The organism is Actinomycetota bacterium, from assembly GCA_035697485.1.
Lineage (GTDB): Bacteria > Actinomycetota > UBA4738 > UBA4738 > HRBIN12 > JAOUEA01.
In genome coordinates this window covers 118,611-143,025 of sequence record DASSCU010000024.1, presented here as the reverse complement: position 1 = coordinate 143,025, position 24,415 = coordinate 118,611, and the positions used below count along the sequence as shown (strand labels likewise).

At 69.4% G+C, this 24,415-nt stretch carries 24 protein-coding genes; 11 read left to right on the top strand and 13 right to left on the bottom strand.

Annotated features, from left to right (window positions below; all coding sequences use genetic code 11):
* Positions 1 to 7: 7 nt before the first annotated feature.
* Complete coding sequence (locus VFI59_07455; GenBank protein HET6713528.1) at positions 8 to 1,207, bottom strand: sarcosine oxidase subunit beta family protein; 1,200 nt, start codon at positions 1,205 to 1,207, stop codon at positions 8 to 10.
* Between the two features lie 214 nt (positions 1,208 to 1,421).
* Here VFI59_07455 and VFI59_07450 point away from each other — a divergent pair, with 214 nt between their 5' ends.
* The 3 genes from VFI59_07450 to VFI59_07440 all read left to right on the top strand — a co-directional run bounded on the left by VFI59_07450 (position 1,422) and on the right by VFI59_07440 (position 4,004).
* Entirely contained in the window at positions 1,422 to 2,069 is a 648-nt protein-coding gene (locus VFI59_07450; protein HET6713527.1) for a hypothetical protein, read from the top strand.
* A gap of 63 nt (positions 2,070 to 2,132) precedes the next feature.
* Complete coding sequence (locus tag VFI59_07445) at positions 2,133 to 2,927, top strand: IclR family transcriptional regulator (GenBank protein ID HET6713526.1); 795 nt, start codon at positions 2,133 to 2,135, stop codon at positions 2,925 to 2,927.
* 36 nt (positions 2,928 to 2,963) lie between these two features.
* A complete protein-coding gene (locus VFI59_07440) occupies positions 2,964 to 4,004 on the top strand; it encodes a cysteine synthase family protein (protein ID HET6713525.1) in 1,041 nt (346 codons plus the stop codon).
* Positions 4,005 to 4,012: 8 nt separating this feature from the next.
* Here the strand turns inward: VFI59_07440 and VFI59_07435 are convergent, their stop codons facing one another.
* Positions 4,013 to 4,942 (bottom strand): neutral zinc metallopeptidase, encoded by a 930-nt coding sequence (locus VFI59_07435; protein HET6713524.1) that lies wholly within the window; start codon positions 4,940 to 4,942, stop codon positions 4,013 to 4,015.
* Positions 4,943 to 5,026: 84 nt separating this feature from the next.
* Between VFI59_07435 and VFI59_07430 the strand changes: the two genes are divergently transcribed.
* The 3 genes from VFI59_07430 (at position 5,027) to VFI59_07420 (ending at position 8,820) form a co-directional block, all read left to right on the top strand.
* Positions 5,027 to 6,451, top strand: coding sequence for an amidase (locus VFI59_07430; protein ID HET6713523.1), 1,425 nt, complete (start codon positions 5,027 to 5,029; stop codon positions 6,449 to 6,451).
* A complete protein-coding gene (locus VFI59_07425; protein HET6713522.1) occupies positions 6,448 to 7,551 on the top strand; it encodes a serine hydrolase domain-containing protein in 1,104 nt (367 codons plus the stop codon). Before VFI59_07430 ends, VFI59_07425 begins: the two co-directional genes overlap by 4 nt.
* Before the next feature lie 90 nt (positions 7,552 to 7,641).
* Positions 7,642 to 8,820, top strand: coding sequence for an acyl-CoA dehydrogenase family protein (locus tag VFI59_07420; protein ID HET6713521.1), 1,179 nt, complete (start codon positions 7,642 to 7,644; stop codon positions 8,818 to 8,820).
* A gap of 3 nt (positions 8,821 to 8,823) precedes the next feature.
* Here the strand turns inward: VFI59_07420 and VFI59_07415 are convergent, their stop codons facing one another.
* From VFI59_07415 to VFI59_07395, 5 genes are all read right to left on the bottom strand, one after another.
* Complete coding sequence (locus tag VFI59_07415) at positions 8,824 to 9,924, bottom strand: ABC transporter ATP-binding protein (protein HET6713520.1); 1,101 nt, start codon at positions 9,922 to 9,924, stop codon at positions 8,824 to 8,826.
* Complete coding sequence (locus VFI59_07410) at positions 9,921 to 10,769, bottom strand: ABC transporter permease (GenBank protein ID HET6713519.1); 849 nt, start codon at positions 10,767 to 10,769, stop codon at positions 9,921 to 9,923. Before VFI59_07410 ends, VFI59_07415 begins: the two co-directional genes overlap by 4 nt.
* A complete protein-coding gene (locus VFI59_07405) occupies positions 10,766 to 11,674 on the bottom strand; it encodes an ABC transporter permease (GenBank protein HET6713518.1) in 909 nt (302 codons plus the stop codon). Before VFI59_07405 ends, VFI59_07410 begins: the two co-directional genes overlap by 4 nt.
* A 23-nt stretch (positions 11,675 to 11,697) precedes the next feature.
* Positions 11,698 to 12,840, bottom strand: a complete 1,143-nt coding sequence (locus VFI59_07400) for an extracellular solute-binding protein (protein HET6713517.1) — start codon at positions 12,838 to 12,840, stop codon at positions 11,698 to 11,700.
* 148 nt (positions 12,841 to 12,988) lie between these two features.
* Positions 12,989 to 13,468, bottom strand: a complete 480-nt coding sequence (locus VFI59_07395) for an Hsp20/alpha crystallin family protein (protein HET6713516.1) — start codon at positions 13,466 to 13,468, stop codon at positions 12,989 to 12,991.
* Between the two features lie 199 nt (positions 13,469 to 13,667).
* Here VFI59_07395 and VFI59_07390 point away from each other — a divergent pair, with 199 nt between their 5' ends.
* Both VFI59_07390 and VFI59_07385 read left to right on the top strand, forming a co-directional pair.
* A complete protein-coding gene (locus tag VFI59_07390) occupies positions 13,668 to 15,161 on the top strand; it encodes a CoA-acylating methylmalonate-semialdehyde dehydrogenase (GenBank protein ID HET6713515.1) in 1,494 nt (497 codons plus the stop codon).
* Positions 15,158 to 15,613, top strand: coding sequence for a hypothetical protein (locus VFI59_07385; GenBank protein ID HET6713514.1), 456 nt, complete (start codon positions 15,158 to 15,160; stop codon positions 15,611 to 15,613). The genes VFI59_07390 and VFI59_07385 overlap by 4 nt, the downstream gene beginning before the upstream one ends.
* 10 nt (positions 15,614 to 15,623) lie before the next feature.
* On the opposite strand, the gene VFI59_07380 is transcribed toward VFI59_07385, so the two are convergent.
* The 3 genes from VFI59_07380 to VFI59_07370 form a co-directional block, all read right to left on the bottom strand.
* Positions 15,624 to 16,034: a GNAT family N-acetyltransferase gene (locus VFI59_07380; protein ID HET6713513.1), complete on the bottom strand. Its 411-nt coding sequence runs from the start codon at positions 16,032 to 16,034 to the stop codon at positions 15,624 to 15,626.
* A gap of 138 nt (positions 16,035 to 16,172) precedes the next feature.
* Positions 16,173 to 16,763, bottom strand: coding sequence for a GNAT family N-acetyltransferase (locus VFI59_07375; GenBank protein ID HET6713512.1), 591 nt, complete (start codon positions 16,761 to 16,763; stop codon positions 16,173 to 16,175).
* Positions 16,760 to 17,242: an Lrp/AsnC family transcriptional regulator gene (locus VFI59_07370; protein ID HET6713511.1), complete on the bottom strand. Its 483-nt coding sequence runs from the start codon at positions 17,240 to 17,242 to the stop codon at positions 16,760 to 16,762. Before VFI59_07370 ends, VFI59_07375 begins: the two co-directional genes overlap by 4 nt.
* Before the next feature lie 139 nt (positions 17,243 to 17,381).
* Here VFI59_07370 and VFI59_07365 point away from each other — a divergent pair, with 139 nt between their 5' ends.
* Positions 17,382 to 18,548, top strand: a complete 1,167-nt coding sequence (locus VFI59_07365; GenBank protein HET6713510.1) for an aromatic ring-hydroxylating dioxygenase subunit alpha — start codon at positions 17,382 to 17,384, stop codon at positions 18,546 to 18,548.
* Between the two features lie 48 nt (positions 18,549 to 18,596).
* Here VFI59_07365 and VFI59_07360 read toward each other — a convergent pair whose 3' ends face one another.
* Positions 18,597 to 19,496, bottom strand: a complete 900-nt coding sequence (locus VFI59_07360; protein HET6713509.1) for a VWA domain-containing protein — start codon at positions 19,494 to 19,496, stop codon at positions 18,597 to 18,599.
* 59 nt (positions 19,497 to 19,555) lie between these two features.
* Here VFI59_07360 and VFI59_07355 point away from each other — a divergent pair, with 59 nt between their 5' ends.
* The gene (locus VFI59_07355; GenBank protein HET6713508.1) at positions 19,556 to 22,024 is read left to right on the top strand and encodes an FAD-dependent oxidoreductase; all 2,469 of its coding nucleotides are present in this window, start codon (positions 19,556 to 19,558) and stop codon (positions 22,022 to 22,024) included.
* A 69-nt stretch (positions 22,025 to 22,093) separates the two neighbouring features.
* Positions 22,094 to 22,444 (top strand): arginase family protein, encoded by a 351-nt coding sequence (locus VFI59_07350; protein ID HET6713507.1) that lies wholly within the window; start codon positions 22,094 to 22,096, stop codon positions 22,442 to 22,444.
* Here the strand turns inward: VFI59_07350 and VFI59_07345 are convergent.
* A complete protein-coding gene (locus VFI59_07345; GenBank protein ID HET6713506.1) occupies positions 22,441 to 23,394 on the bottom strand; it encodes a ribokinase in 954 nt (317 codons plus the stop codon). The genes VFI59_07350 and VFI59_07345 overlap by 4 nt on opposite strands.
* On the bottom strand, positions 23,391 to 24,401 hold the full coding sequence (locus VFI59_07340; protein HET6713505.1) for a nucleoside hydrolase: 1,011 nt from the start codon (positions 24,399 to 24,401) through the stop codon (positions 23,391 to 23,393). Before VFI59_07340 ends, VFI59_07345 begins: the two co-directional genes overlap by 4 nt.
* Between the last annotated feature and the right edge of the window lie 14 nt (positions 24,402 to 24,415).

Below are 24,415 nucleotides of genomic sequence, written 5' to 3'. Positions count from 1 at the left end.
GCCACCATCAGTGCGCGACCGCCGCCGCGCCGTGCTCGTCGATCAGGGCGCCGGTCGTGAACCGGTCGAGCGAGAACGGTCGGGCCAGCGGCCCGGGCTCGCCGTTCGCGATCGTCTCGGCGTAGACCCATCCCGATCCCGGCGTGCCCTTGAACCCGCCCGTACCCCAGCCGCAGTTGACGAAGAGCCCGTCGATCGGCGTACGGTCGATGATCGGCGAGGCGTCGGGGCAGACGTCGACGATGCCGCCCCACGTCCGCAGCATCGAGGCGTGGGCGAACATCGGGAACAGCTCGATCGCCGCAGCCATCTGGTGCTCGATCACGTGGAACGACCCGCGCTGCCCGTACCCGATGTACGCGTCGATGCCGGCTCCCATCACGAGTTCGCCCTTGTCGGCCTGCGAGACGTAGACGTGCACGGCGTTCGACATCACGACGCAGTCGAGCACGGGTTCGTACAGCGCGCTCACGAGGGCCTGCAGGGGATGGGACTGCACCGGCAGCCGAAGACCGACCATCGAGGCCAGCACGCTCGTGTGGCCGGCGGCCGCGAGGGCGATCTTCCCCGCCCGGATCGTGCCCCGGGAGGTCTCGACCCCTTCCACCGTGCCGCCATCGCCCCGCAGGAACCCGGTGACCTCGGCGTGCTCGACGATGTCGACGCCGTGGCGATCGGCACCGCGCGCATAGCCCCACGCAACCTTGTCGTGGCGTGCGACACCGCCGCGGCGCTGTAGCGTGCCCCCCAGCACCGGGTAACGAACGTGGGGCGAGGTGTTGACGATCGGCGCGAACGCCTTCACGCCGTCGGCATCGAGCCACTCGGCGTCGACACCGTTCAGCCTGTTGGCCTCCACGCGCCGCACGCTCGCGCGCACGTCGCCGAGGTCGTGGGCGAGGTTCAATACGCCGCGCTGCGAGAACTGCATGTCGAACGACAACGTCTCTTCGAGCCTCTCCCAGAGCCTCAGCGAGTGCTCGTAGATCGCCGCCGACTCGTCCCAGAGGTAGTTCGATCGGATGATCGTGGTGTTGCGGGCCATGTTGCCGCCTCCGAGCCAGCCCTTCTCGACCACGCAGACGTCGGTGATGCCGTGGTTCGCGGCGAGGTAGTACGCGGTGGCGAGTCCGTGCCCGCCGGCACCCACGATCACGACCTCGTAGGCCGGCCTTGGTTCCGCTGCACGCCAGAAGCGCTCGCCCATCGCCGCACAGGGTAGGCGGCTCGGGGCGGACCGTCCCGGCCGGGGGTGCGCCCACCGCAACCCAAGGAGTGAACGGAGGGCCGGGCGGCCTACCCTTCGCTTCCTCACCCGCTTCGGGGGATGCCGTTCCCGCGAGGCGGCGTCAGACTGACGTCGGCTGGTCGAGCGGGCGGGGAACGTCCCTCATCCGGAAGGGTCGAAGGGAAGGCGTGCGATGAACAGGATCGAACCCATCGCGCCAGCCTTCGAGGGTGGGGCGATCTCGCTCGAGGTCCGGTGGATCTACCGCGGCCAGATCCCGCACGCGGTGCTGGCGTGGGTGGGCCCGTTCGACGCATGGATCGAGCAGCGAGAGGACCGCTACCTCGTGGACCCGGCCGCCCCCGAGCTCGGGGTGAAGATCAAGGGGGGCACCGAGCTCGATCTGAAGGCGTACCGGGGAGACCTCGGGGTGTTGGAGGTGCCGGGTGGTGGCCGAGGCCGGCTCCAGCGTTGGGAGAAATGGCTGTTCCCGCTCAGCGCGGTTGCCCTGCCGCCGGCCGACGGCGCGAGCTGGGTCGCCCTCTGGAAGACCCGTCACCGCCGTTCTTTCCGGATGTCCGGGGAAGGGCTCGTCGAGCGGCCCGTGACCGAGGCCGGGCTTCCCGGATGCTCGGTCGAGGTCTCGGGATTCACCGTCGGCAGCGAAGCATGGTGGACGATCGCCCTCGAGGCCGGGGGGGAATCGGAAAGCCTGGAGCCGGTCCTCCGCGCGACCGTCGCGGTGCTGTTCCGGGGCCCCAGGCCTCCCGGACTCAGCTTCGAGCTCGAGGATTCGATGTCCTATCCGCGATGGCTGACATCGAGAAACCGCGCCCGTTGACACGTTCGGCGGCCCGGCGTACCGTCCGCGGCGCGGTTGCGCACGAGACCGGGGCGTTGCGACATGCGAGACGAACGCGAGGGTGGCGGTGGGAACCTGCAGTCGGTCCGACGTGCCCTGCGAGCCCTCGAGCTGATCAGCGAGCACGGTGAGCTCGGCGTCACCGAGCTCGGACGCAAGCTCGGGGTGCACAAGGCGACGGCCTCCCGATTGATCGCGACGCTGTCCGAGCGGGGTTTCGTCGAACGGGATCCGATCACCGAGAAGTTCCGCCTCGGCTTCGGGCTGATCTCGCTCGCCGGCGCAGCCGTGGGAGGCAACGACCTCGTGCGGGCCGCCCGCCCGATCCTCGACGAGCTCGCCGAGACGACCCGCGAGACGGTGAACCTCGGCGTGCTCTCGGGCGGGTCGGTCGTGTACGTGGACCAGGTCACGGGCACGCGGTCGATCGTGAGCGTGAGCTGGGTCGGACAACGCACCCCGTTGCACTGCACGTCGAACGGGAAGGTGCTGCTCGCCTACGCGACCGACGCCGAGCGCGACCGTCTGCTCGGCGCCCCGCTCACCCGGCTCACGCCGCGCACGATCACCGATGTGCGGAAGTTGCGCGCGCAACTCTCCGAGATCCGTGCCCGCGGCTACGCCCAGACGATGGAGGAGCTCGAGGAGGGCCTGAACGCCGTCGCGGCGCCCGTGCGCGGCATGGGCGGCGACCTCGTCGCCGCGCTCAGCGTCTCGGGGCCCGCGTTCCGGATGCGCGCCGTGGACCTTCCTCGCATCGGCAAGCTCACGGCCGATGCAGGCCTGGCCATCTCGAGGCGTCTGGGGTACGTGGACCGCGGCGCCCGGGCGGTCTGAACCGTATGGACCCGAACACGGAAAGGAACTGAGCCGGTGTCGATCACGTGGGATGCCTACCGGGACGAGGTCGCGACACTGCTCGACGCGATCGGTCGGACCCCCCTGGTCCGGCTGCAGCGGGTGGCACCCCCCGGGGTCGAGGTGCTCGCGAAGGTCGAATGGTACGGCCCGACCGGGTCGGTGAAGGACCGGATCTACGCGGCGATGCTCGCGAAGGCCGAAGAGCGAGGCGCCCTGAAGCCCGGTATGACGATCATCGAGTGCACGACCGGGAACGCCGGCATCGCCTGTTCGGCGGTCGCCGCGATCAAGGGATACCGCTGCACGATCGTGATGCCCGAGGGCATGAGCAACGAACGGAAGACGATGATCAAGGCCTACGGTGCCGATCTCGTCCTGACCCCCGGCGCGGGCACCGACATCGACCTGGCGCTCGAGCGGATGCGCGAAATCGTCGCCGCCGACCCCGACCGGTATTTCTTCCCGGGGGAGTTCGAGAACCCCGACAACCCAGAGGCGCAGCTCGCAAGCGGCGAGGAGATCTGGGAGCAGTCGGGCGGCCGGGTCGACGCGGTCGTGGGGGCGCAGGGCACCGGCGGGTGGATCAGCGGGGTCGCCCACGCGCTCAAGGCCCGCAACCCGTCAGTGCTCGCCTTCGCGGTCGAGCCCGCGGAGTGCCCGTTGATCAGCGAGCACAGGTGGGGCACGCATGGGGTGCCGGGCATCGGCGACGGCATCGTGCCTCCGAACCTCGACCTCGCCGCGATGGACGGCATCGTCACCGTCTCGACCGGAGAGGCCCTCGTGACGGCGCGCCGACTCGCACGCGAGGAAGGGCTGCTCTGCGGCCCGTCGAGCGGCATCAACGTCGCCGCGGTCCACAAGGTGATCGAGCACCATCCTGAGTTGGAGCGCGTGGTCACCGTGATCTGCGACACGGGTCAGCGCTACCTGTCGGGCGAGCTCTACGGAGAGACGCCCGAGGTCGAGGAGCCCGAGCGCGACCACACGCTCGATCCCGGAACGGTCGCAGCGATCGAGTCGCACCGCGACCGGCTGGAGTTCATCGCCTGAGGGTCGTGCTACAGCGGATCGGCCTGGAACGTATCGCAGCGCGCGGGGTCACCCGAGTCGAAGCCGACGCGGAACCACTTCGCTCGCTGCGCCGACGAGCCGTGGGTCCAGCTCTCCGGGTCGATCCGGCCCGTGGTCGTCTCCTGGATGCGATCGTCGCCGATCGACTCCGCGGCGGCGAGTGCCTCCTCGAGGTCGCCCTCGCTGAGCTCCCCCTGCTGCAGGGCGGTGTGCCCCCACACGCCCGCCAGGCAGTCGGCCTGCAGCTCCATACGGACCGAGAGGTCGTTGGCCCGGCCGGGGTCGTCCCGTACGAGGCGTTGCACCTCGGCGTTGATGCCGAGCAGGTTCTGCACGTGATGTCCGTACTCGTGGGCGATCACGTACGCCTGCGCGAAGTCGCCCGGCGCTCCGAACCGGTCGCGCAGCTCCTTGAAGAACCCGAGGTCCAGGTAGATCTGGCTGTCGGCCGGACAGTAGAACGGGCCGGTGGCGGCCGAGCCTCGTCCGCAGGCGGTCTGGGTCTGACCCTCGAACACGACGAGTGTCGCCTCCTCATAGCGCTGTCCGGACTCCGCGAAGATGTCGGTCCAGGTGAGGTTCACGTCGTCGACGACGGCGTTCACGAACCCGAAGAGCTTGTCGTCGGGGTCGAGCGGCGTCGTGGTGTCGCCCGGCTGCGCCTCACCGAATCCCGAGAACGGATCGCCGCCGAGGATGTCCCCGAGATCGCCGCCGCCGTCGCCCAGCCGCGGGGCCACGCAGACGGCGAGCACGATCACGAGGATCACCAGTCCGATGCCGCCGCCCTTGCCGATCGGCAGGCCCCCGCCGCCTGACCCGCCGCCGAGGCCGGGGAAGCTCATGCCGCCGCCGCCGATCGGGCTCTGTCCCCGCCGGTCCTCCACGTTCGAGCTACGTCTGCGTCGGAGCTTCATGTCTGCATCCTGCCTTCCCACTCGGTGGCCTGTCGAACCCCGAACCGGTGCGTTCGATCCGCAGGGCGGGGTAGCCTGCGCGCCATGACCGAGCCCTGGGAGATGACCGCCACCGACGCGCTCGCCGCGATGCGGGCGCTGGACCTCTCGCCCGTCGAGCTGCTCGAGAGCGTCGAGCGACGCGCCGACGAGGTCGAGCCCGTCGTGAACGCGCTCTGCGAGCGGCGCCCCGAGGAGGCTCGCGAGGCCGCCGAGGCGAGCGCCCGGCGGTACGCGCGCGGCGAGCGGATCAGGCCGCTCGAGGGCCTGCCGGTCGCGCTGAAGGAAGAGGTGCCGGTGAAGGGCTGGCGCATGCGGTACGGGTCACTCGCGATCGACGAGATCGCGAGCGAGACGGCGCCGATCGGCGAGCGTATCTTCATGGCCGGCGCGGTCGTCCATGCGCGTACGACGACCCCGGAGTTCAGCTGCGCCGGGTACACGCACTCGAAGCTGTGGGGCGTGACGCGCAACCCCTGGAACCCGTCCGTCGCGGTCGGCGGCTCGAGCGGCGGCACGGGCGCATCGCTCGCGAGCGGGACGTCGCTGCTCGCGACCGGCTCCGACATCGGTGGGTCGATCCGCATCCCAGCGTCGATCAACGGGGTGGTGGGATTCAAGCCACCGCACGGACGCGTGCCGACCGGGCCGCCCTTCAACCTCGACCGGTTCTGCCACGACGGACCGCTCGCGCGCACGGTGGCCGACTGCGCGCTGTTCGAGAACGCCCTGGCAGGTCCCCACGTGCTCGACGTGACGTCGCTGCGTCCGAAGGTGCGCGTCCCGGCCCGGCTCAAGGGCATCGATGGGTGGCGCATCGCGCTCTCGGTCGACCTAGGGGCCTGGGCGGTCGATCCCGAGGTGGCGGCGGACACCCGGGCCGTCGGTGCGGCCCTCGAGGACGCCGGTGCCATCGTCGACGAGGTCGCGATCCCGTGGAACCTGCAGCACATCATGGCGACCGCGCGCCGCCACTACGCGGCGATCTTCGGCGCCGAGATCGGCGGGGCAGCCGCGGCGTTCGGCGATCTGCTCAACGACTACGCGCTCGCCTGGGCCGAGGAGGCCCAGATGTACATGACCGAGCCTCGTTCCTACCTGACCGGTCTCGAGGGGGAGCAGGAGATGTGGGAACCGCTCGGGAAGCTCCTCCGGCGCTACCGGGCCCTCGTGTGCCCGACGTGGGCGGTCACCGGCATCCCGGCGGGCGACAGCATCCTCGGGAAGGTCTTCGACGACGGCGGCCCGAACGACCGGCAGTTCCTCTGCTACATGACGACGCCGTTCAACGTGCTCGCGCCGTGTCCCGTGCTCGCGGTGCCGAGCGGGGTGGCGTCGAACGGCGTGCCTACCGGCGTGCAGATCGTCGGACGCACCTTCGACGATGTGAGCGCCTTCCGCATCGGCGCAGCGCTCGAGCGGGTGCGACCGTGGAAGAGCGTGCAGCGCGAGGTGCCCACGCACCCGTGAGCGATCTGGACGCCTCGCTCCAGGCGCTCGTCGATCGCGACGTCGAGGTGTGGCCGCAGATGCCCGGTCGATTGCTGCATGTGCTCGCACCCGGCGTCGACGCCGAGGTCGCGGCCGGGGTGGCCGACCGCACGACGGGAGAGGCGCTCGTGGCGGGCTCGCGGTTCCGCATCGCGAGCGTCACGAAGCCGTTCGTGGCTGCGGCCACGCTCCGGTTGGTCGAGGACGGGCGTCTCTCGCTCGACGAGACCATCGCGACGCTCCTCGCGGGGGAGTACGACGAGCTCCTTCGAAGGGGTGGGTACGACACCGACGCGATCACGCTGCGACACCTGCTCACCCACACGAGTGGCATCTACGACTTCGCGGCCGACGCCTACGACCCGTCGATCCGCGACGGCTTCACGTCGCAGGTGTACCGGGACCTCGGGCGCCGCTGGACGCGGCTCGAACAGATCGAGTTCGCCGTGTCCCACGGGACGCCGTACGGCCCGCCGGGCGAACGGTTCGGGTACTCGGATACCGGTGCCTGCCTGGTCGGAGAGGTGCTCGAGCGGACGACGGATCTGACGATGGGTGCGGCCATCCGTGAGCTCGTCGGCTGCGAGCGGCTCGGCCTCGAGCACACCTGGCAGGAGTCGATCGAACCCGAGCCGGCCTCGCTGCCGGCGCTGTCGCATCAGTACGAGGGCGGGTACGACGTCGCGGACATGGACGCGTCGATCGACCTGTACGGGGGCGGCGGGCTGATGTCGACCTGTCGTGACCTCGCCCGGTTCTTCCGAGGGCTGCTCGCCGGCGAGGTCTTCCGTGAGCCGTCGACCCTCGCGTCGATGACCACGACGCTGATCGACGTGCCGCTCGCCGACGGTGTGAGCGACGAGGACGATCCGTCGTCGGCCGCGATGTTCCTGTTCCGTGCGGAGGTCGGTGGCGAGGTCTGGTGGGGCCACGACGGCTTCTGGGGCACAACGGCGTACACGTGTCCGGCCCGCGACGTGACGATCGTGGCGGGGCATCAGTGCTCGGGCATGCCCGACGGGTTCAGCCGCATGACGATGATCGGGGAAGCGTTCGAGTTGGTGAGCGACCTCACGTGAGGACCCCCGAGCTGGTCGCGTCGATCCGGTGACTGAGAGTGACCTCCTCCGGTTCACGAACGTCTCGGACGCTGGCCTAGACTCCGCCGCATGACCACCTACCCGCTCTCCACCGAGGACCGTGACATCCAGCAGCGCGCCCGACGCTTCGTCGACGAAGATCTGATCCCGTGGGAGGAGCACGCCGAGGCCCACGGCGGCCGCATCCCCTCCGACGAGCGCGCCAAGCACCACGATCGGGCGGTCGAGCTCGGTTTCTACGCGATGAACATGCCGAAGGACCTCGGCGGCACCGGCATGACCACCCTGCAGCAGGTGCTGGTCTCCGAGCAGATCGGGCGCGTCACGAACGCACTCGGCTGGTGCGTGCACACGCCTCCGGCCTGGGCGCCGGCGGTCGTCAGCGACCACCAGATGCAGACGTGGATCCTGCCCACGATCCGCGGCGAGCAACACGAGTGCTACGCGATCACCGAGGCCGGGGCCGGCAGCGACGTCGACGCGATCGAGGCCACCGCCCGCCGCGACGGCCGCGAGTACGTGCTCGACGGGGAGAAGATGCACGTCACCTCGTTCAACGGCGCCACCTACTGCTTCTTCCAGGCGAAGATCGTCGGCGGGCCCAACGAGGGCGCCCATGCGATGTTCTTCGTCGACAAGGACACGCCCGGCGTTCGACTGGTGCGCGAACCGGCCTATACGCACACGTACCCCGACACTCACGCGGTCGTCGCTTTCGAGGACGTGCGGGTTCCCGCCGCCAACCTTGTCGGTGAGGAGGGTGACGGCATGGCGTTCACGTACGAGTGGTTCCGCTACGAGCGCCTGATGATCGCCGCCCGCTGTTGCGGCGCCGCCGAGCGCCTGATCGACGAGGCGACCGGGTTCGCGCAGCAGCGGGTGCAGTTCGGCCGAGCGATCGTCGAGCACCAGGCGATCTCGCACATGCTCGCAGACTCCCTCACCGAGTTGTGGGCGGCACGGCTGATGACGTATCGACTCGCGGAGAACGTCGACGCCGGCATCGACGTGAAGATCCAGCACGGGCAATGCTCGATGGCGAAGCTCTACGCGAGCGAGATGGCCGGACGCGTCGCCGATCGTGCCGTGCAGATCTTCGGCGGCCGCGGCTACATGCGCGAAAACGTCGCCGAGCGGTTCTGGCGCGAGCTTCGCGTCGATCGCATCTGGGAGGGGACGAGCGAGATCCAGCGCAACATCGTCGCCGATCAGCTGCAGAAGCGAGGCAGCCAGGCGCTCGTGGGCTGACCGCTAGCCACCGAGCACGGCCGCGTCGTCGCGCGTCCACGTCAGGACGACCTCATCGCCCTGCTGAACGCTCGAAGAACGGTCGTCGCTCAGGCGGTGCACGATCAACCGCTTGCCGATCGGCGTGTCGATGTGGAACTGGGTCAACGTGCCCAGGTAGACGACCTGGGCGACCCTGCCGGACAGTCGCGATCCGCCGTTCGCCGAGACGTCGCCGGCCGAGAGCTCGACGCGCTCGGGGCGAACGGCCACGAGCAGGGACGATCCGATCCCCGCGTCGGTCCCCGTGGGGCCGACCGGCACGACGATGCGGTCCCGCTCGTTCACCCGCATCACGAGGTCCTCGCCCGCCACCTCGTCGACGCGCACGTCCATCGCGTTCAGCACGCCGACGAAGTCCGCGACGAACGGCGTCGCCGGTTGCTCGTAGACCTCGCGGGGCTTGCCGAGTTGCTCGATCACACCCTGATTCATCACCGCGATGCGGTCGCTCATCGACAGCGCCTCGTCCTGGTCGTGCGTGACGTAGACGAACGTGGTCTTCAGCTCGAGCTGGATGCGCTTGAGCTCGAGCTGCATCTGCTTCCGCAGCTTCACGTCGAGGGCCCCGAGCGGCTCGTCGAGCAGCAACGCCGCCGGTTGGTTCACGAGCGCACGAGCGAGCGCGACACGCTGCTGCTGCCCTCCCGAGAGCTGACCGGGCCTGCGCTGCTGCAGTCCCCCGAGCCCGACGATCTCGAGCATCTCCGCGACGATCGCCGCCCGGTCGCCCTTCGGCACCTTCTTCAGTTTCAGCCCGTACTCGACGTTGCGCTCGACGTTCATGTGCGGGAACAGCGCGTAGTGCTGGAAGCACATGTTCACCTCGCGCTTGTTGGGCGGCACCCCGACGACGTCGACCCCGCGCAGAAGGATCGTGCCCTCGTCGGGTTCCTCGAATCCGGCGATCATGCGCATCGTCGTCGTCTTGCCGCACCCCGACGGGCCGAGCAGCGTGATGAACTCGCCCTCGGCGACGTCGAGCGAGATGCCGTCGACGGCGTGCACGTCGCCGAACGACTTGCGAACGCCCCGGATGCTGATCGCGGCGCCGGTCTCGCTCATGCCACCGACACCTCCTCCTCGTCGTCGACGACAGTCGTATCGGCCTCGAGCCGGCGGTCGGTGATCTTGCGCAGCACCTCCGACGCGATCACGACGATCGCCGAGATCACGAGGATCACGACGGCGACGGCGATCATCGCGGGCAATTGTCGCGGGAGCCGGAGCTGCGAGTAGAGGTAGACCGGGAAGGTCACCTGATCGCCCGAGACGAACGACGCGACCACGACCTCGTCGAACGAGATCACGAAGCTCAGCAGGAACGCAGAGAAGATCGCCGGCAGCATCAAAGGCCACGTGATCTGGCGGAACGTGGTGAACCAACCGGCGCCGAGGTCGCGGGATGCTTCCTCGAGCGAGGCGGGGATGCGCTCGAGCCGTGGCACGAGCGTGAGGATCGCGAAGGGCAACGCGATCACGATGTGTCCGATCGCGATCGTGAGTCCGGAAAACGGCATGCCGATCGTGTTGAAGAGGATCAGCAAGGCGGTGCCGAGCACGACGAGCGGGATCACGAGTGGCGCGAGCATGACGCCCGATACCAGTGCTTTGGCGAAGAACCGGCGCCGCACCAGTGCGATCGACGCGGGGATGGCGAGCACCGTGGTGACGACCGCGGTCAGCGCCGCGACCCACATGCTCTGGCGCAGGGCGTCGATGATCTCGATGTTGTCGACGAAGGTTTGGTACCACCGCACCGTGAAGCCTTCCCATGGGAAGGAGACGAGATCTCGGTCGTTGAACGAGAAGATCACGAGGATCACGAGTGGCGCATACAGGAAGACCACGAGGATCCAGAAGGTCAGCCACAGCCAGCGACGACCGGCGTTCGAGACCGCGACGTTCATTCCGCCACGCTCCGGACGTCGAGGAAGCGGCCGAAGACCACCAGGAGCAGGGCGACCGCGAAGATCAGGAACATCGCCATGGCCGAGCCGAACTGCCAGTCGAGGCCGGTAGTGAACGCGCTCTGGATCGCGCTGCCGAACATGAACCCGCCGGGTCCCCCGACGAGTTGGGGCGTCACGTACTCGCCGATCGTCGGGATGAACACGAAGATGAACCCCGCCACGACGCCGGGGAGCGAGAGCGGCAACGTGACCGTCCAGAACGTACGCAGTCTGCTCGCCCCGAGATCGCTCGAGGCTTCGAGCAGATGGTGGTCGAGATTCTCGAGGGAGACGAAGATCGGCAGTGCCACGAACGGCACCCACACGTAGGAGAGCACGAGGTAGATCGCGAACTGACTGTTGAACAGCCACCGCACGGGCTCCTCCACGAGCCCGGCGGTCTGCAGGAACGAGTTCGCCACGCCCGACTCCCCGAGGATCACGCGCCAGGCGAGCACTCGGAGCAAGTAGCTCGTGAGGAACGGCACGATGATCACCAACAGCAGCGTGTACTTGCGTGTGCCCGCGATCAGGGCCAGCAGGTAGGCGACCGGGTAGGCGAGCAGCACCGCCGTGATCGAGACGCCGAGCGACATGCGGACCGACTTCCAGAACAGGCTCAGGTACGTGTCGCTCGTGAGGAAGAATCGCCAGTGCTCGAGCGAGAGCCAGTCGTCGTTGCGCAAGAGCGTGAGGAGGCCCACGCTATAGAGACCCACCATCACCACGGGCACGACGAAGAAGACGATCAACCAGATCGTGGGGGTCGCGAGCAGACCGCTCGTCGCCCGCCACCTGCCGGTGCCGCGGCGGCGCCGAGGCGTGGACGCGACGTCCTCGGCAGGCGCGGTTTCGGTCGCCATCGGCTGGAGGGCGAAGGAGCTGGCTAGCCCGCTGCCGCCTTGACCTCGTCCCAGGCGCGGTTGTACTCGGCCCGTTGGGGCTGGTAGGCGTCGAAGATGCCGCTCGAGAGCGCGGCCTCGAGGTCGTCGAGTCCGAAGACCTCCACGACGTCGGGGTCGATCTTGGAGAGGTCGACGTCGGTGTTCGCATGGCCGTACCCCCATGTGCTCACGAGCCGCTGTCCGACCTCGACGCTCGCCCATGCGTCGGCGAACTCGTGCGCGTGATGGTAGTTCTCGGTCTCCGAGCGCAGGATCAGGCCCTCGGCCCAGGTGAAGACGCCTTCCTTCGGCTTGATGTACTCCACCGGCTGATCCTCCTTCAGGACCACGTAGGTATCGGGCCACGAGTAGGCCGCCCACACGTTGCCCTTCGCCACGTCGTCCCACATCTGCGCGTAGTCGACCCAGATCGAGTGCAGGTTCTTGGTGGCCTCGATGCAGTGCTCCTTGGCAGCTTGCAGATCCTCGGGCGTCGCGTCGAGTGGATCGGACTCGAGCCCGAGGGTGACGTGCGCCATCGAGAGGATCCACGGCGTGTCGAACCACGAGATGTGCCCGGCGAGGGCGTCGTCGAACAGGTAGCTATAGGAGTTGATCGACGGGTCGACCTGATCGGTGCGGATGATCACGCCCGAGTAACCCCAGTCGAGCACGATCTCGTACTGCTCGCCGTTTAGCTGACCCGTCTCCTGGAGCGTCGGTTCGAGCTTCGCGAAGTTCGAGATCAGCGACGTGTCCCAGGGTTGGATCGCACCGAGGTCGAGGTAATCCTGGATGTAGCCGATCTCAGGGTGGGTGATGTCCCAATAGAATCCGCCGGCCGTCTTCGCGATCACGCCCTCGGTGTTCGTGAGGAAGCTGAACGTTGGATCGGGGTACCCGGCCTTCGCGTAGTCGCGCCAGAGCCACTTCGCGTCGTAGCCGGCCCACTCGTGGATCTTGAGCTCACCGGTCTCCTCGGTGATCGGTGGGATCGCGCTCGCCGCCGCGCTCGACCCGGACCCGCTCGACTGCACGTCCTTGCGGCACGCCGCGAGCACGCCCATGCCGCCGACGACGGCCATCGACCGCAGGAACCTGCGACGTGTCTGCTCGTTCCGCATCACCGAGTCGAACTGCCCCATCGCACGTCCTCCCTCGCCACTCGGACTCTCCGACGTGCGGATGATGGGCCTTTGACACGGGAGGCGCAACCGCGTTGAACACGGGCGCAACGGCACCGTCCGGACCCCGCAGGGCTCGGGCGGTGCCGTGGCCGACCCGACCGACCGCTCAGGCGGCCTTGATCGGGATCGTCTTGACCTCGTGCTTCTCCTCGACCGGCTCCTCGATCTTCGGAGCGGCCCCGGGGAGCACGATCTCGAGCACGCCGTCGGCGTAGGTGGCGACGATGTCGTCTTCCTTCACGCCTTCGGGGATCGGCAGACGGCGCTCGAAGGAGCCGAACGACGACTCCATGCGGTAGTAGTCCTTGTCCTCGACCTCTTCCTTGGTCGAGCGCTCACCGCGGATCACGAGCACGTCGTCCTCGACCTGGATCGTGACGTCCTTCTCCGGGTCGATGCCGGGAACCTCCAGGTGCACGATGAGGTCTCCCTCACGGCCGAAGACGTCGCAGACCGGCATGAACGGCCGGCGGAATCCCTCGGGCAGCGCGGGGAACGTCGCCCGCGCGCGCGGTCCGAGGTAGGTCCTGAACAGGTCGTCCATGCGGCGCTGCAGCACCATGAACTCGTCCCAGACGTCCAGCATGGAACTCACCTCCTCTCACCGCCACCGTACGTCCGGCTTCGTGCGATCCGTCGGTCGACGGTCCCGTGAGCGTTGGGACCTTGCTTCGATACCATCGTCGCGTGCACGTGGTGGCTCGGGCCGGCTGACCGGAGCCGCTGGGGGGATCACGAGTCGACCCGCAGGACCGAACCCCTGCCTGCGATGGGAGCTGATATCGATGGAACGCCTCAGCCACTGGATCGGCGGGAAGCTCGTTCCGGGAGAGAGCGGGCGCACCGGGCCCGTGTTCAACCCGGCGACCGGCGAACAGACCCACGAGGTCGACTTCGCGAGCGTCCATGAGGTCGACCAAGCGGTCGAGACCGCGCGCGAGGCGTTCCTCTCGTGGCGGCGGACGTCGCTGTCCAAGCGCGCAGACGTCATGTTCCGCATCCGCGAGGCGATCCATGAGCACCGCGCCGACCTCGGACGCATCATCACCGAGCAGCACGGCAAGGTGCTGTCCGACGCGATGGGCGAGGTCGCTCGCGGGCTGGAGAACATCGAGTTCGCGACCGGCGTGCCGCACCTGCTGAAGGGCGGGTTCACCGAGCAGGCCTCGACGGGCGTCGACGTGTTCTCGATCCGCCAGCCGCTGGGCGTGGTCGCCGGCATCACGCCGTTCAACTTCCCGGCGATGGTGCCCATGTGGATGTTCGCGAACGCCATCGCCTGCGGGAACACGTTCGTGCTCAAGCCAAGCGAGAAGGATCCGGGGGCGTCGCTCGACGTCGCCGAGCTCTTGAAGGAGGCGGGCCTGCCCGACGGCGTGTTCAACGTCGTGCAGGGCGACAAGGTCGTCGTGGACCGCATCCTCGAGCACCCTGACATCGAGGCGGTGTCGTTCGTCGGCTCCACGCCGATCGCGAAGTACATCTACGCCACCGGCACCGCGAACGGGAAGCGGGTGCAGGCCCTCGGCGGCGCGAAGAACCACATGGTGGTGCTGCCCGACGCCGACATCGACATGGCGGCCGACGCCGCCGTCTCCGCCGCCTACGGCTCGGCCGGCGAGCGCTGTATGGCGATCAGCGTGGCCGTCGCCGTCGGCGACGCCGGCGACCGCCTGGTCGAAGCGATCAAGGAACGCCTTCCGCTCGTGAAGATCGGCAACGGCCTCGAGCCGGAGTCCGAGATGGGGCCACTCGTCACCCGCGACCACCGCGACAAGGTCGCCGGCTACCTCGACTCCGCGAAGGCGCAGGGTGCCACGATCGTCGAGGACGGGCGCGAGCACGGCTTGTACCGCGAGAGCGACGGGTTCTTCCTCGGCGTGTCGCTGATCGACCATGTCACGACCGAGATGGACGCCTACAAGGACGAGATCTTCGGGCCGGTGCTCGAGGTGATGCGGGTCGACACCTACGACGAGGCGCTGCGGCTCGTCAACGAGAACCCGTACGGGAACGGCACCGCGATCTTCACCCGCGACGGTGGGGCGGCGCGGGCGTTCCAGTTCGACTGTCAGGCCGGCATGGTCGGGGTGAACGTCCCGATCCCGGTGCCCGTCGGCTATTACTCGTTCGGCGGCTGGAAGAACTCGCTCTTCGGCGACAACCACATGTACGGACCCGAAGGCATCAACTTCTACACGCGCGGCAAGGTCGTCACCGAGCGCTGGCCCGACCCGGGCACGTCGAGCATCGACCTCGGATTCCCGAGGACGCGATGACGGAAGCGCACGATCGCGAGGAGTTGCTGCGGCGGGAGGCCGAGGCGTGGGCGGCGCTGCTCGAGGCCGCCGAGCGCGTACCCGTGGAACTGCGGACCGTCGCCGGCGTCGTGCCGGGGTGGTCGGTCACCGACCTCGTGTTCCACAGCGGGAAGTGGGCGGCTCTCGCCGGCTCGCATCTCGAGGAGATGGCAGCCGGCACGTTCGCCGCCGAGGAGCAGCCCGAGGACGTCTGGCAGGCGATGAACGCCGCCTGGGCAGAGGAGTCGAAGTCGCTCACGTGGGAACAGGCGGTGGCCGGCGCCGAGGCCGGGCGCATGAAGGCGAGGACCGCCCTCGAGGCGCTCGACGAGGTCGACGACACGGCGAGCTCGTGGTTCGTCGACGAGACGTTCGACCACTACCCCGAGCACACGGAAGAGATCGCGCGGTTCGCTGACGGCTCCTCGTGAGCCCGGCGGTTCACGGGTCGAGTCGCATGAACCAGATGTGCGGCCCGCCGTCCGGGGCGTCCTCCTCGGCCGCCGTCCGGAAGCCGAACCGCTCGTCGTAGGGCACGTTCCGAGCCTTGCTGGTCTCGAGGAACGCCGGTACGCCATCGGCCTCGGCCCGCTCGACCCCGTAGCGAACCAAGGCGCTGCCGATGCCTTCCCCCTGGCGAGCCGGGTCGACGCCCAGCATGTCGAGCATCCAATGCGGCTCGTACGGCACGTCGGACTCGAGCCAGCTCCAGAAGCGGTGGTACCGATCGCCTCCGTCGTCGGTGAGGCCGACGACCTCGGACCACGTCGCGACGTTGACCTGCTCCAGGCCCACGTCGCTCCCGGGAGGTATCCAGGCTGCGACGCCGGCGCTGTCACCGGCCTCGATCACGATGCCGAGCGCCGCGTACTCACGCAGCAGCGCGGCGAACAGCGGTACGGCGCGTTCCTCGACGTCGGCGCCAGTGCCGGCACCCGATGGATCGTCGCGGTCGTGAGCGTCGGCACACTCAGGGTGCGGTCGATCGACTCACGGGTCAAGCCGCATGAACCAGACGTGTGGCCCCGCCGGTTCGGGCTCGCCCTCGTGTACCACCCGGAACCCGAACCGCTCGTAGTAGCGGATCGTGTCGAGGCGGCCGGTCTCGAGCGTCACGGGCACGTCGTCGGCCGCCGCGCGCTCGAGCCCCCATCGGAGAAGCGCCGTGCCGATCCCCCCGGACTGCCGCGACGGTTCGACGCCGAGCGCGTCGAGGAACCAATGCGGCTCGTCGGGCAGCTGGTCCTCGATCCAGTCCCAGAGCACGCCGTAGCGACGTCCGCCGTCGTCCGTGAGGGGCAGGAGCTGCTCGCGCACCCGCCGGTCGGATGCGATCAGCTGCTCGGCCCTGCCCGGTGGGACCCACACCGCGACGCCGTGCCACCGGCCGCCTCCCACACCATGCCGAGATCGGCGAGGTCGACGTAGGCCCACGTGAACATCGAACGGACCCGGTCCGATGTCGTCGACGTCGGCCGGGAGCGGCCACCGGATGACCGGATCGTCGACGAAGGCGCGCGCCAGCACGCGAGCGAGCGCGGGCATCCGCTCACGACCGGCGCGGGAGATCTGCAGCGTCATCGATGCGGCGGCTCGCCGGCGCGGCCCAGATCCGTGTAGCGGAACGTTCCTTTGGCGATGCGGAGCCCGACGAACGAGTCGACCTCGATGACGCCCGGGACCGCTCGCACCTGCTCGTGCATCACACGCAGGAGATCGTCTCCGTCCTGGGCGACGATCTCGACCAGCACGTCGTAGTGGCCGGTGCACTCGATCACGTACACGGCCTCGGGGATGGCGCAGAGCCCGTCGATCGCCGACCCTACGTCGCGGCCGCCCAGCCGAACCCCGAGGTATGCGAAGAGCAAACCGAGCTCGTGCGGCTTCACGTCGGTCACGAACCGGATCGCGTCGATCCGTTGCAGACGGGCCACCCGCGATCGGATCGTCGCCTCTGCGACACCGAGCTCGTCGGCGACCGACGTGAAGGGCCGGCGTCCGTCCTCGGCGAGGGCATCGATGATGCGCAGGTCGAGGTCGTCGAAGCGCGGGGTGGCCATGGGCTGCGATTCTCGCAGAAGCCATGCCCTCGATGTGCGATATCCGCGGCAGACCGTGCGGGTCCGAGTACCGACGCGAGCCGTGGACGGGATACCCTTGTCGGTATCCGCGAACCGTCCACGAGAGGATCGCTCCGCCATGGCCAAGACCGAGCACGAGATCAAGATCCGCAACGACGAGGTCGAGTGGGAGCCCCGCCCGACCCTCGGGAGCGCCGATTACGCCAGCCTCGACGTCTGGGAGGAGGAGCGGGAGAAGATCTGGTGGGGCGAGTGGATCTGCGTGGGGCGCACCGAGGAGGTCGCCGTCACCGGCGACTACGTCGTTCGTGACGTCGCCGGTGAGTCGATCTTCATCACCCGCAACGACGCGGGCGAGCTGCGCGCCTTCTACAACGTCTGCAGCCACCGTGGCACGAAATTCCTCGACGAGATCGAGGGTACCCAGCACGTCCGGAAGGCCTTCGTCTGCCCGTACCACGCGTGGACGTTCGACCTGAACGGCCAGCTCGTCGGCTCGCCCAACGTGAAGGAGGACGAGCACTTCGACCGCTCCGACCACCCCTTGTACGACATCGCGATCGATCACTACGCCGGGTTCATGTTCGTGAACATGACGACGGGCGGGCCGAAGGAGTCGCTCCTCGAGTCGCTCACCGACGGCGCCGAGACGATCACCGCGTTCGAGCGGTTCAAGATGGACGAGCTGCGGATCGGCGTGCGCCTGGTGTACGAGGTGAAGGCGAACTGGAAGATCGTCGTCGAGAACTACAACGAGTGCCTGCACTGCCCGCAGGTGCACCCCGAACTCGTGCAGGTGATCCCGCTCTTCCGGTTCGGCGAGGTCTGGGACGAGGAGATCCCCGACGACGGCAACCGGATGATGGAGGGGGCCACGTCGTTCACGCCGACGGGGCAGTCACAGCTGCCGAAGTTCCCGGGGCTCGAGCCCGAGGACTACGAGATGTACTACGGCACCTACCAGTTCCCCAACCTGATGCTGAATCTGCACCCCGACAGCGCGATGTACTACATCGGCTATCCGAAGGGACCGAACCGCACGACCGTCGTCAGCGAGTTCATGTTCCGCCCCGAGACGATCGCCGACCCCGAGCTCTTCAAGCCGGAGGCCACGGTCGAGTTCTGGGACATGATCTCCAAGCAGGACTGGGACGTGTGCGAGCGCGCGCAGACGGGGGTGAGCTCGCGAGCCTTCACGCGCGGCGTGTACCCGCGGCAGGACCGCTTCCTCTACTGGTTCAACGAGGAGTGGCGTCGAGCGATGGGCCGTCCCACGCTGGGCTGACGGCGTCGTGTCGGTCTTCACACGGGTGTCGGGCGGCCCTCAGCTCATTCAGCTGCGGCGGCCGAGGCCGAGGAACGACGCGACCGCGAGGGCCGTCAACACGACCGAGGCGACCAGCAGCGGCATCGCCGAGTTCCCGACCGCGAGGTCCGATGTCAGCTGCGCGCCGAGCCGCTCATAGACCTCGTCGAGCTCGCCGGCGCTCGCGGCGGTCGAGAGCGTCCCTCCCGAGGTGCGTGCGATCGTCTGGAGGAGCTCGGTGTCGCCGCCCTCCTGGTCCTCGTCGCCGACGATCGCGACCGTGAACACGGGCACGACCATGTCGCGAGCACGCGCGGTGGCCTGCGGCGGCGACACCACGCTGCCGGTGTCGGCGCCGTCGGAGAGCAGGACCACCGCAGCCGGGAGCTCCGCGTTCTCGGTCCGCTCGGCTTCGATCACGTCGAGCGCCTCGGTGAGGCCGTCGCCGATCACCGTGCCGCGGCTCGACTCCAGCAGCGCGATCGCGTCGGCGATCGCCGCACGCTCCTGTCCCGGTTCCGCGGCGGTGGCGGCCTCGCCGGCGAACGTGACCACGCCGACCCGGAAGTCCGGCGGCACCTCGTGCAGGAACGACGACGCGGCGGCCTTGGCGGCGGTGAACCGATCGGGCTTCACGTCGGTCGCGAGCATGGAGTCGCTGACGTCGATCGCGAGCACGACCGTGGCGGTCGTCTCGTTGCGATCCAGTCGGATCTGGGCGAACAGCAGCAGGAGGCAGGTGGAGGCGCCGAACAGCAGGGCGTACGGCGCGGCCTTGCGCAGCGCTCCGCCCACGTCGGCGCGGACGGCGTCGCTGCCGTAGCGGCGGCGATGGCGCTGGTACCGGGCGACGAGGCGCACGAGGGCGACGACGACGATCAGGGCCCACAGGGCCATCCATGCCGCGAGGAGCAGCTCCGTTCGCATGCCTGGTGCATCGGTCGCTCGGAGGCGCTCCTCAAGCCTCGCGGCGTAAGCTTCGGCGCATGCCGATCCCGGAGCATCTCGCCAACCGAGACATCGACCCTTCCGCCGTCGTCGAGGCATCCGGCCTGCCCGATGGCGCCCGGGTCGTGATCGTGGGCGGCGGGATCATCGGCAGCTCGATCGCCTACCACCTCACGCGTGACGGAGAGACCGACGTCGTGCTGCTCGAGCGCGGGAGGCTCTCGAACGGCACGACCTGGCACGCGGCGGGGCTCGTTTCGCAGGTGCGGGGGACGCACGCGCTCACGGCGCTCTCTCGCATCAACGCCGAGACGTACGAACGGCTCCCGACCGAGACCGGGATCGAGACCGGCCTGCGGCGCGTCGGAGCGCTCACGGTCGCCCGCACCGAGGGGCGTATGCAGGAGATCCTGTACGGCGTCGCGATGGCGAAGGACGCCGGGGTCGACGTCGAGGTGCTCGAGGGGGCGGCGGTCAAGGACCTATGGCCTTCCGCGGTCGTCGACGATCTGGTCGGTGCCGTCCTGTTTCCCACCGACGGAACGGTGAACCCGGGCGACGCCACGATGGCCTTCGCGAAGGGCGCCGTCGACCGCGGGGCGCGGTACGTGCCGGAGACCGACGTCCTCGGGTTCCGCTTCGGGGAGCGCGGACGGGTGGTGGGACTCGCCACCTCTCGGGGCCCGATCGACGCGGAGACGGTCGTGCTCGCGTGCGGTCTGTGGACGAGCGAGCTGGCGCGCACGGCAGGCGCCAGCGTCGCGCTCTACCCGGCCGAGCACGTGTGGGTGATGACCGAGGAAGCGCAGGGTGCCCGCGAGGACGCGCCCTTCCTGCGGGACCTCGACGCCTACCTGTACATCCGGCACTACCGCGGACGCTACGTGATCGGCGCGTTCGAGCCCAACGGGAAGCCGATGCGCCCCGGAGCGGTCTCGACGGCCGGCTTCGCGGAGTTCGGGCCCGACTGGGACCACTTCGCCCCGGTGCTCCAGGGTGCGCGCGAGCGAGTGCCCGAGATCGAGACGATCGGCTTCTCGCACTATCTGCGCGCGCCCGAGAGCTTCACACCAGACTCGAACTTCCAGCTCGGGTACGTGCCCGAGGTGCCGGGGCTCTTCGTCGCCGCGGGATTCAACTCGCAGGGGATCATCTTCGGCCCGGGCGCCGGGAAGGCGGCGGCCGAGTGGATCGTGGCCGGCCACCCCACGATGGACCTCGTCGAGGTCGACGTCGCTCGGACCGGCCGATGGGCGAACCAACGCGCGTGGCTGCACGAGCGGACGGCGGAATCGCTCGGCGGCCTGTACGACATGCACTGGCCTCAGAAGCAGCCGAGGACGGGCCGCGGCGTTCGTCGGGTGCCCTTGTACGGGGCGTTCCGAGAGGCGGGCGCCGCGTTCGGACAGGCGGCCGGGTGGGAGCGCGCCAACTGGTTCGAGCCCGGCGTCGTCGACCCCGAGGTGGGCTACTCGTTCGAGTCTCCGTCGTGGTTCTCGTCTGTGCGCGACGAGGTGCTCGCGACGCGAGAGGGTGTCGCGCTGTTCGACCTGTCGACGTACTCCAAGTTCCTGGTGCAGGGTCCCGGCGCCCTGCAGGGGTTGCAGCGGCTCGCGACATCGGATCTCGACGTGCCGGTCGGCCGCATCGTCTACACGCTGTTCTGCAACGACCGGGGCGGTATCGAGATGGACCCGACCGTGACCCGCCTGGGGGACGACCGCCTCCTCGTGCTCGCGCCGACGCTCGCGCAACGCCACACGGAGATGCTGCTGCGATCGGGGCTCCCGGCCGACGCCACGGTCACGGACGTCACGAGCGGATGGGCGACGCTGCACCTCGCCGGGCCGTCGTCACGGGAGCTCCTCGCTCGGCTCACCGACGAGGACCTGTCGAACGACGCCTGGCCGTTCCTCGCCGCGCGGGAGATCGACGTCGCACGCGCTCGTGCATGGGCGTTCCGCGTGTCCTTCACCGGGGAGCTCGGCTGGGAGCTCAGCGTGCCGACCGGATTCGTCGCCGACCTGTACGAGCATGTGGCTGAGGCCGGCGCGTCGCTGGGCCTGCGGCATGCTGGGGCGTTCGCGTTCGACGCCGCGCGCATCGAGCGCGGGTTCCGCTCGTGGGGACATGACGTCGGCCCTGTCACCGAGCCGTTCGGCGCCGGCCTCGGGTTCGCGGTCTCGTGCACCAAGGGCGCGGACTTCGTCGGCCGCGAGGCGCTCGAGACCCTCCGCGACGCCCGCCGCGATCGTCGGCTGGTCTCGGTGCACGCACCCGACGCCGTGCTCTGGCACGGGGAGTCGGTCGTGCGGGGTGACGGGCGCCGGGGACACGTGACGAGCGCAGCCATCGCGCCGACCCTTGGAGGGTCGGTTGGGCTCGCGTGGCTCCACGGCGACCCCGACGGCGACGGATGGGGGGTGGAGATCCGCGGCGAGGTCGTGCCGGTGACCCTGCAGGCCGACCCCTTCTACGATCCGCGTGGCGAACGTCTGCGGTCGTGAGCGGCGTCACGCTCTTCGGTGTGCCGATCGACTGCGTCGGCGAGCCCGTGGGTACGGTGCGCGCGCCGAGTGTGCTCCGCGGCGTGGGCGTCGTCGAGGCGCTCGGCGCGCGCGATCTCGGCGACCTCGACGTGGTCCTCGGCCCGGCCGAGCGCGACCCCGGCAGCCGCGCGTCCGCAGGGCGCCCGCCGCTATTGGGTGTTCACCGACGTCGACGTGCTCGACCCCGGCGAGCTCAGCGTGGACGCGCCGCAGCCCGACGGGCTCACGTGGGGTGAGCTGACCGCGTTGCTCGCGCCGTTGGTGCGCGACCTTCGCTGCCTCGGCATCACGCTGGCCTGCTACAACCCCGACCTCGACGCCGACGGCAGCGGCGCAACGAAGGTCGTCGAGATGCTCGCCGAGGTCGTCCGCGCCTAGCTGACCGCCGCGTCGATCTGCTCGCGGGTCGGCATGCCTTCGCGCGCGCCCGTGGTCCCCACCGAGAGCGCCGCCGCGACGACGGCTCGGCGCAGCGCGTCGGCGAGCGTCATGCCCTCGAGCATCCCGGCCGCGAGCACGCCGTTGAGCGTGTCGCCGGCGCCGGTCGTGTCGATCGCCCGGATCTTCGGCGCCGCGACCTTCGTCTCCCCCTCGGGCCCATAGGCGATCGCGCCCTGGTCTCCCAACGTCACGACCACCGACAGCCCGTCGTAGCCGGAGGCGAGCCGCTTCGCGCCCCCGCGTGGTTCTTCGGCCTGCGCCGCGAGGATCGCCAGCTCGCCGACGTTGGGCGTGACCACCCGCGCGAACGGCAGCAACTCGTGCGCCTCGGCCCGCGCCGGCGCCGGGTTCAGCACGAACGGCACCCCTCGGTCGTGGCTCCATCGGGCGGCCGCCTCGACGGCATCGAGCGGCACCTCGAGACTGGCGAGCACCGCGCCCGTCGCGGTCCCGATCGCGTCGAGGGCCGCCACTACCGACGACGCGTTCAGGCCCGCGTTCGCGCCGGGCGCGACCGTGATCTGGTTCTCGCCCCTCGCGTCGACCGAGATCAGCGCGACCCCGGTCGTCGCCGACCGGTCGATCACGACGTGCGTAACGTCCACGCCCTCGATCGTGAGCAACTCGCGGGCCGGTTCACCGAACGCGTCGGGACCGACGGCGCCGATCATCGCGACCCGCCCGTGCGTGCCGAGTGCCCGTGCGGCCGCAACGGCCTGGTTCCCCCCTTTGCCGCCTTGGTGCTGAGAGAATGCGCCGCCCACGACGGTCTCCCCGACGGCCGGGAGCCGTGTCCCGCGCACGACGAGGTCGACGTTGATCGCCCCGACCACGGCGAGCGTGTCACCTCGGGTCCCGCCCTCGCCGATGCCTCCAGCAACGTTCACGCGCACGCTTCCACGAGGGACCGTAATCGCTCGACGAAGCGGGATCCGAACGCGGCCTCGTCCACCTGGAACGCCGCGCGGAGGTTGTCGGACGCGTCGGCGAGCCCGTACCCGGCGTTCAGTGGATGGCGCCACATCTCGAGGAAGTCGGCGACCGTCTCCCCGCGCGTGTGCCGTCCTTCGAGCTCGATCTCGACGTGGCAGGTCGCGGTGGAGACCAGCGACGCATCGATCGCGGCGGCGACCGCGAGCGGGTCGTGCAGGAAGCAGCCACCGATCCGCGGGCGGGTCGACGTCTCGAACGCGATGTAGAACGTGGTGGCGTCGTGGATCAGTCGCGCGAGCCGGGACTCGGGTGCGGGCGTACAGATCACGTCGACGTCGGCAGGTCGCAGCACGACCTCCTCGGTCACGTCGAGGCCGATGGCGAGCGGAAGCGGATCGATCGGTCGGCGCTCGATGGCTGCCAGGAGCTCGGCCGCGGCCTCCGGATCGAACCAGACGTTCGCCTCGCTGCGAGGCAGGGTGTTCCCTCGGCCCCGGAACGCACCGGCCATCAACGTGTAGCCCTCGACGAGGTCGAGAAGGCTCGGTTCCTCGCGGAGCGCCAGCGCGATGTTCGTGAGAGGCCCGGTGGAGACCAGCAGGATCTCGCCCGGGTGCGCCATGACCTCTTCGATCAGCAGCTGCACCGCGGGTCGCGTCGAGACTTCGGCGATCGGCGGCGGCACCGACGCATCGCCGAGCCCCTCTGGTCCGTGAATCTCGTACCCGTGCTTCCGCGGCTCCACGAGTGGAGCGGTGGCCCCGGCCGCCACCTCCACGTCGCCTCGTCCTGCTGCTTCGAGCACGGCCAACGTGTTGCGCACGACGAGGTCGAGCGGCACGTTGCCGTTCGTGCACGTGACGGCGCGAAGGTCGACCTCGGGCGAGGCGACGGCGTACAGGATCGCGAGCGCATCGTCGACGCCGGTGTCGACGTCGAGGATCAGTTGGCGGGGTCGCATACCGCGCCGAAGCG

What these genes read in the sequence shown, in the direction of transcription:
- VFI59_07360 (HET6713509.1), bottom strand. Translation starts at nt 19,496, where the DNA reads ATGCGAACGGAGCTGCTCCTCGCGGCATGGATGGCCCTGTGGGCCCTG.
- VFI59_07415 (HET6713520.1), bottom strand. Translation starts at nt 9,924, where the DNA reads ATGAGCGAGACCGGCGCCGCGATCAGCATCCGGGGCGTTCGCAAGTCG.
- VFI59_07370 (HET6713511.1), bottom strand. Translation starts at nt 17,242, where the DNA reads ATGGCCACCCCGCGCTTCGACGACCTCGACCTGCGCATCATCGATGCC.
- VFI59_07365 (HET6713510.1), top strand. Translation starts at nt 17,382, where the DNA reads ATGGCCAAGACCGAGCACGAGATCAAGATCCGCAACGACGAGGTCGAG.
- VFI59_07445 (HET6713526.1), top strand. Translation starts at nt 2,133, where the DNA reads ATGCGAGACGAACGCGAGGGTGGCGGTGGGAACCTGCAGTCGGTCCGA.
- VFI59_07455 (HET6713528.1), bottom strand. Translation starts at nt 1,207, where the DNA reads ATGGGCGAGCGCTTCTGGCGTGCAGCGGAACCAAGGCCGGCCTACGAG.
- VFI59_07385 (HET6713514.1), top strand. Translation starts at nt 15,158, where the DNA reads ATGACGGAAGCGCACGATCGCGAGGAGTTGCTGCGGCGGGAGGCCGAG.
- VFI59_07395 (HET6713516.1), bottom strand. Translation starts at nt 13,468, where the DNA reads ATGCTGGACGTCTGGGACGAGTTCATGGTGCTGCAGCGCCGCATGGAC.
- VFI59_07435 (HET6713524.1), bottom strand. Translation starts at nt 4,942, where the DNA reads ATGAAGCTCCGACGCAGACGTAGCTCGAACGTGGAGGACCGGCGGGGA.
- VFI59_07390 (HET6713515.1), top strand. Translation starts at nt 13,668, where the DNA reads ATGGAACGCCTCAGCCACTGGATCGGCGGGAAGCTCGTTCCGGGAGAG.
- VFI59_07355 (HET6713508.1), top strand. Translation starts at nt 19,556, where the DNA reads ATGCCGATCCCGGAGCATCTCGCCAACCGAGACATCGACCCTTCCGCC.
- VFI59_07375 (HET6713512.1), bottom strand. Translation starts at nt 16,763, where the DNA reads ATGACGCTGCAGATCTCCCGCGCCGGTCGTGAGCGGATGCCCGCGCTC.
- VFI59_07400 (HET6713517.1), bottom strand. Translation starts at nt 12,840, where the DNA reads ATGGGGCAGTTCGACTCGGTGATGCGGAACGAGCAGACACGTCGCAGG.
- VFI59_07405 (HET6713518.1), bottom strand. Translation starts at nt 11,674, where the DNA reads ATGGCGACCGAAACCGCGCCTGCCGAGGACGTCGCGTCCACGCCTCGG.
- VFI59_07340 (HET6713505.1), bottom strand. Translation starts at nt 24,401, where the DNA reads ATGCGACCCCGCCAACTGATCCTCGACGTCGACACCGGCGTCGACGAT.
- VFI59_07430 (HET6713523.1), top strand. Translation starts at nt 5,027, where the DNA reads ATGACCGAGCCCTGGGAGATGACCGCCACCGACGCGCTCGCCGCGATG.
- VFI59_07410 (HET6713519.1), bottom strand. Translation starts at nt 10,769, where the DNA reads ATGAACGTCGCGGTCTCGAACGCCGGTCGTCGCTGGCTGTGGCTGACC.
- VFI59_07450 (HET6713527.1), top strand. Translation starts at nt 1,422, where the DNA reads ATGAACAGGATCGAACCCATCGCGCCAGCCTTCGAGGGTGGGGCGATC.
- VFI59_07420 (HET6713521.1), top strand. Translation starts at nt 7,642, where the DNA reads ATGACCACCTACCCGCTCTCCACCGAGGACCGTGACATCCAGCAGCGC.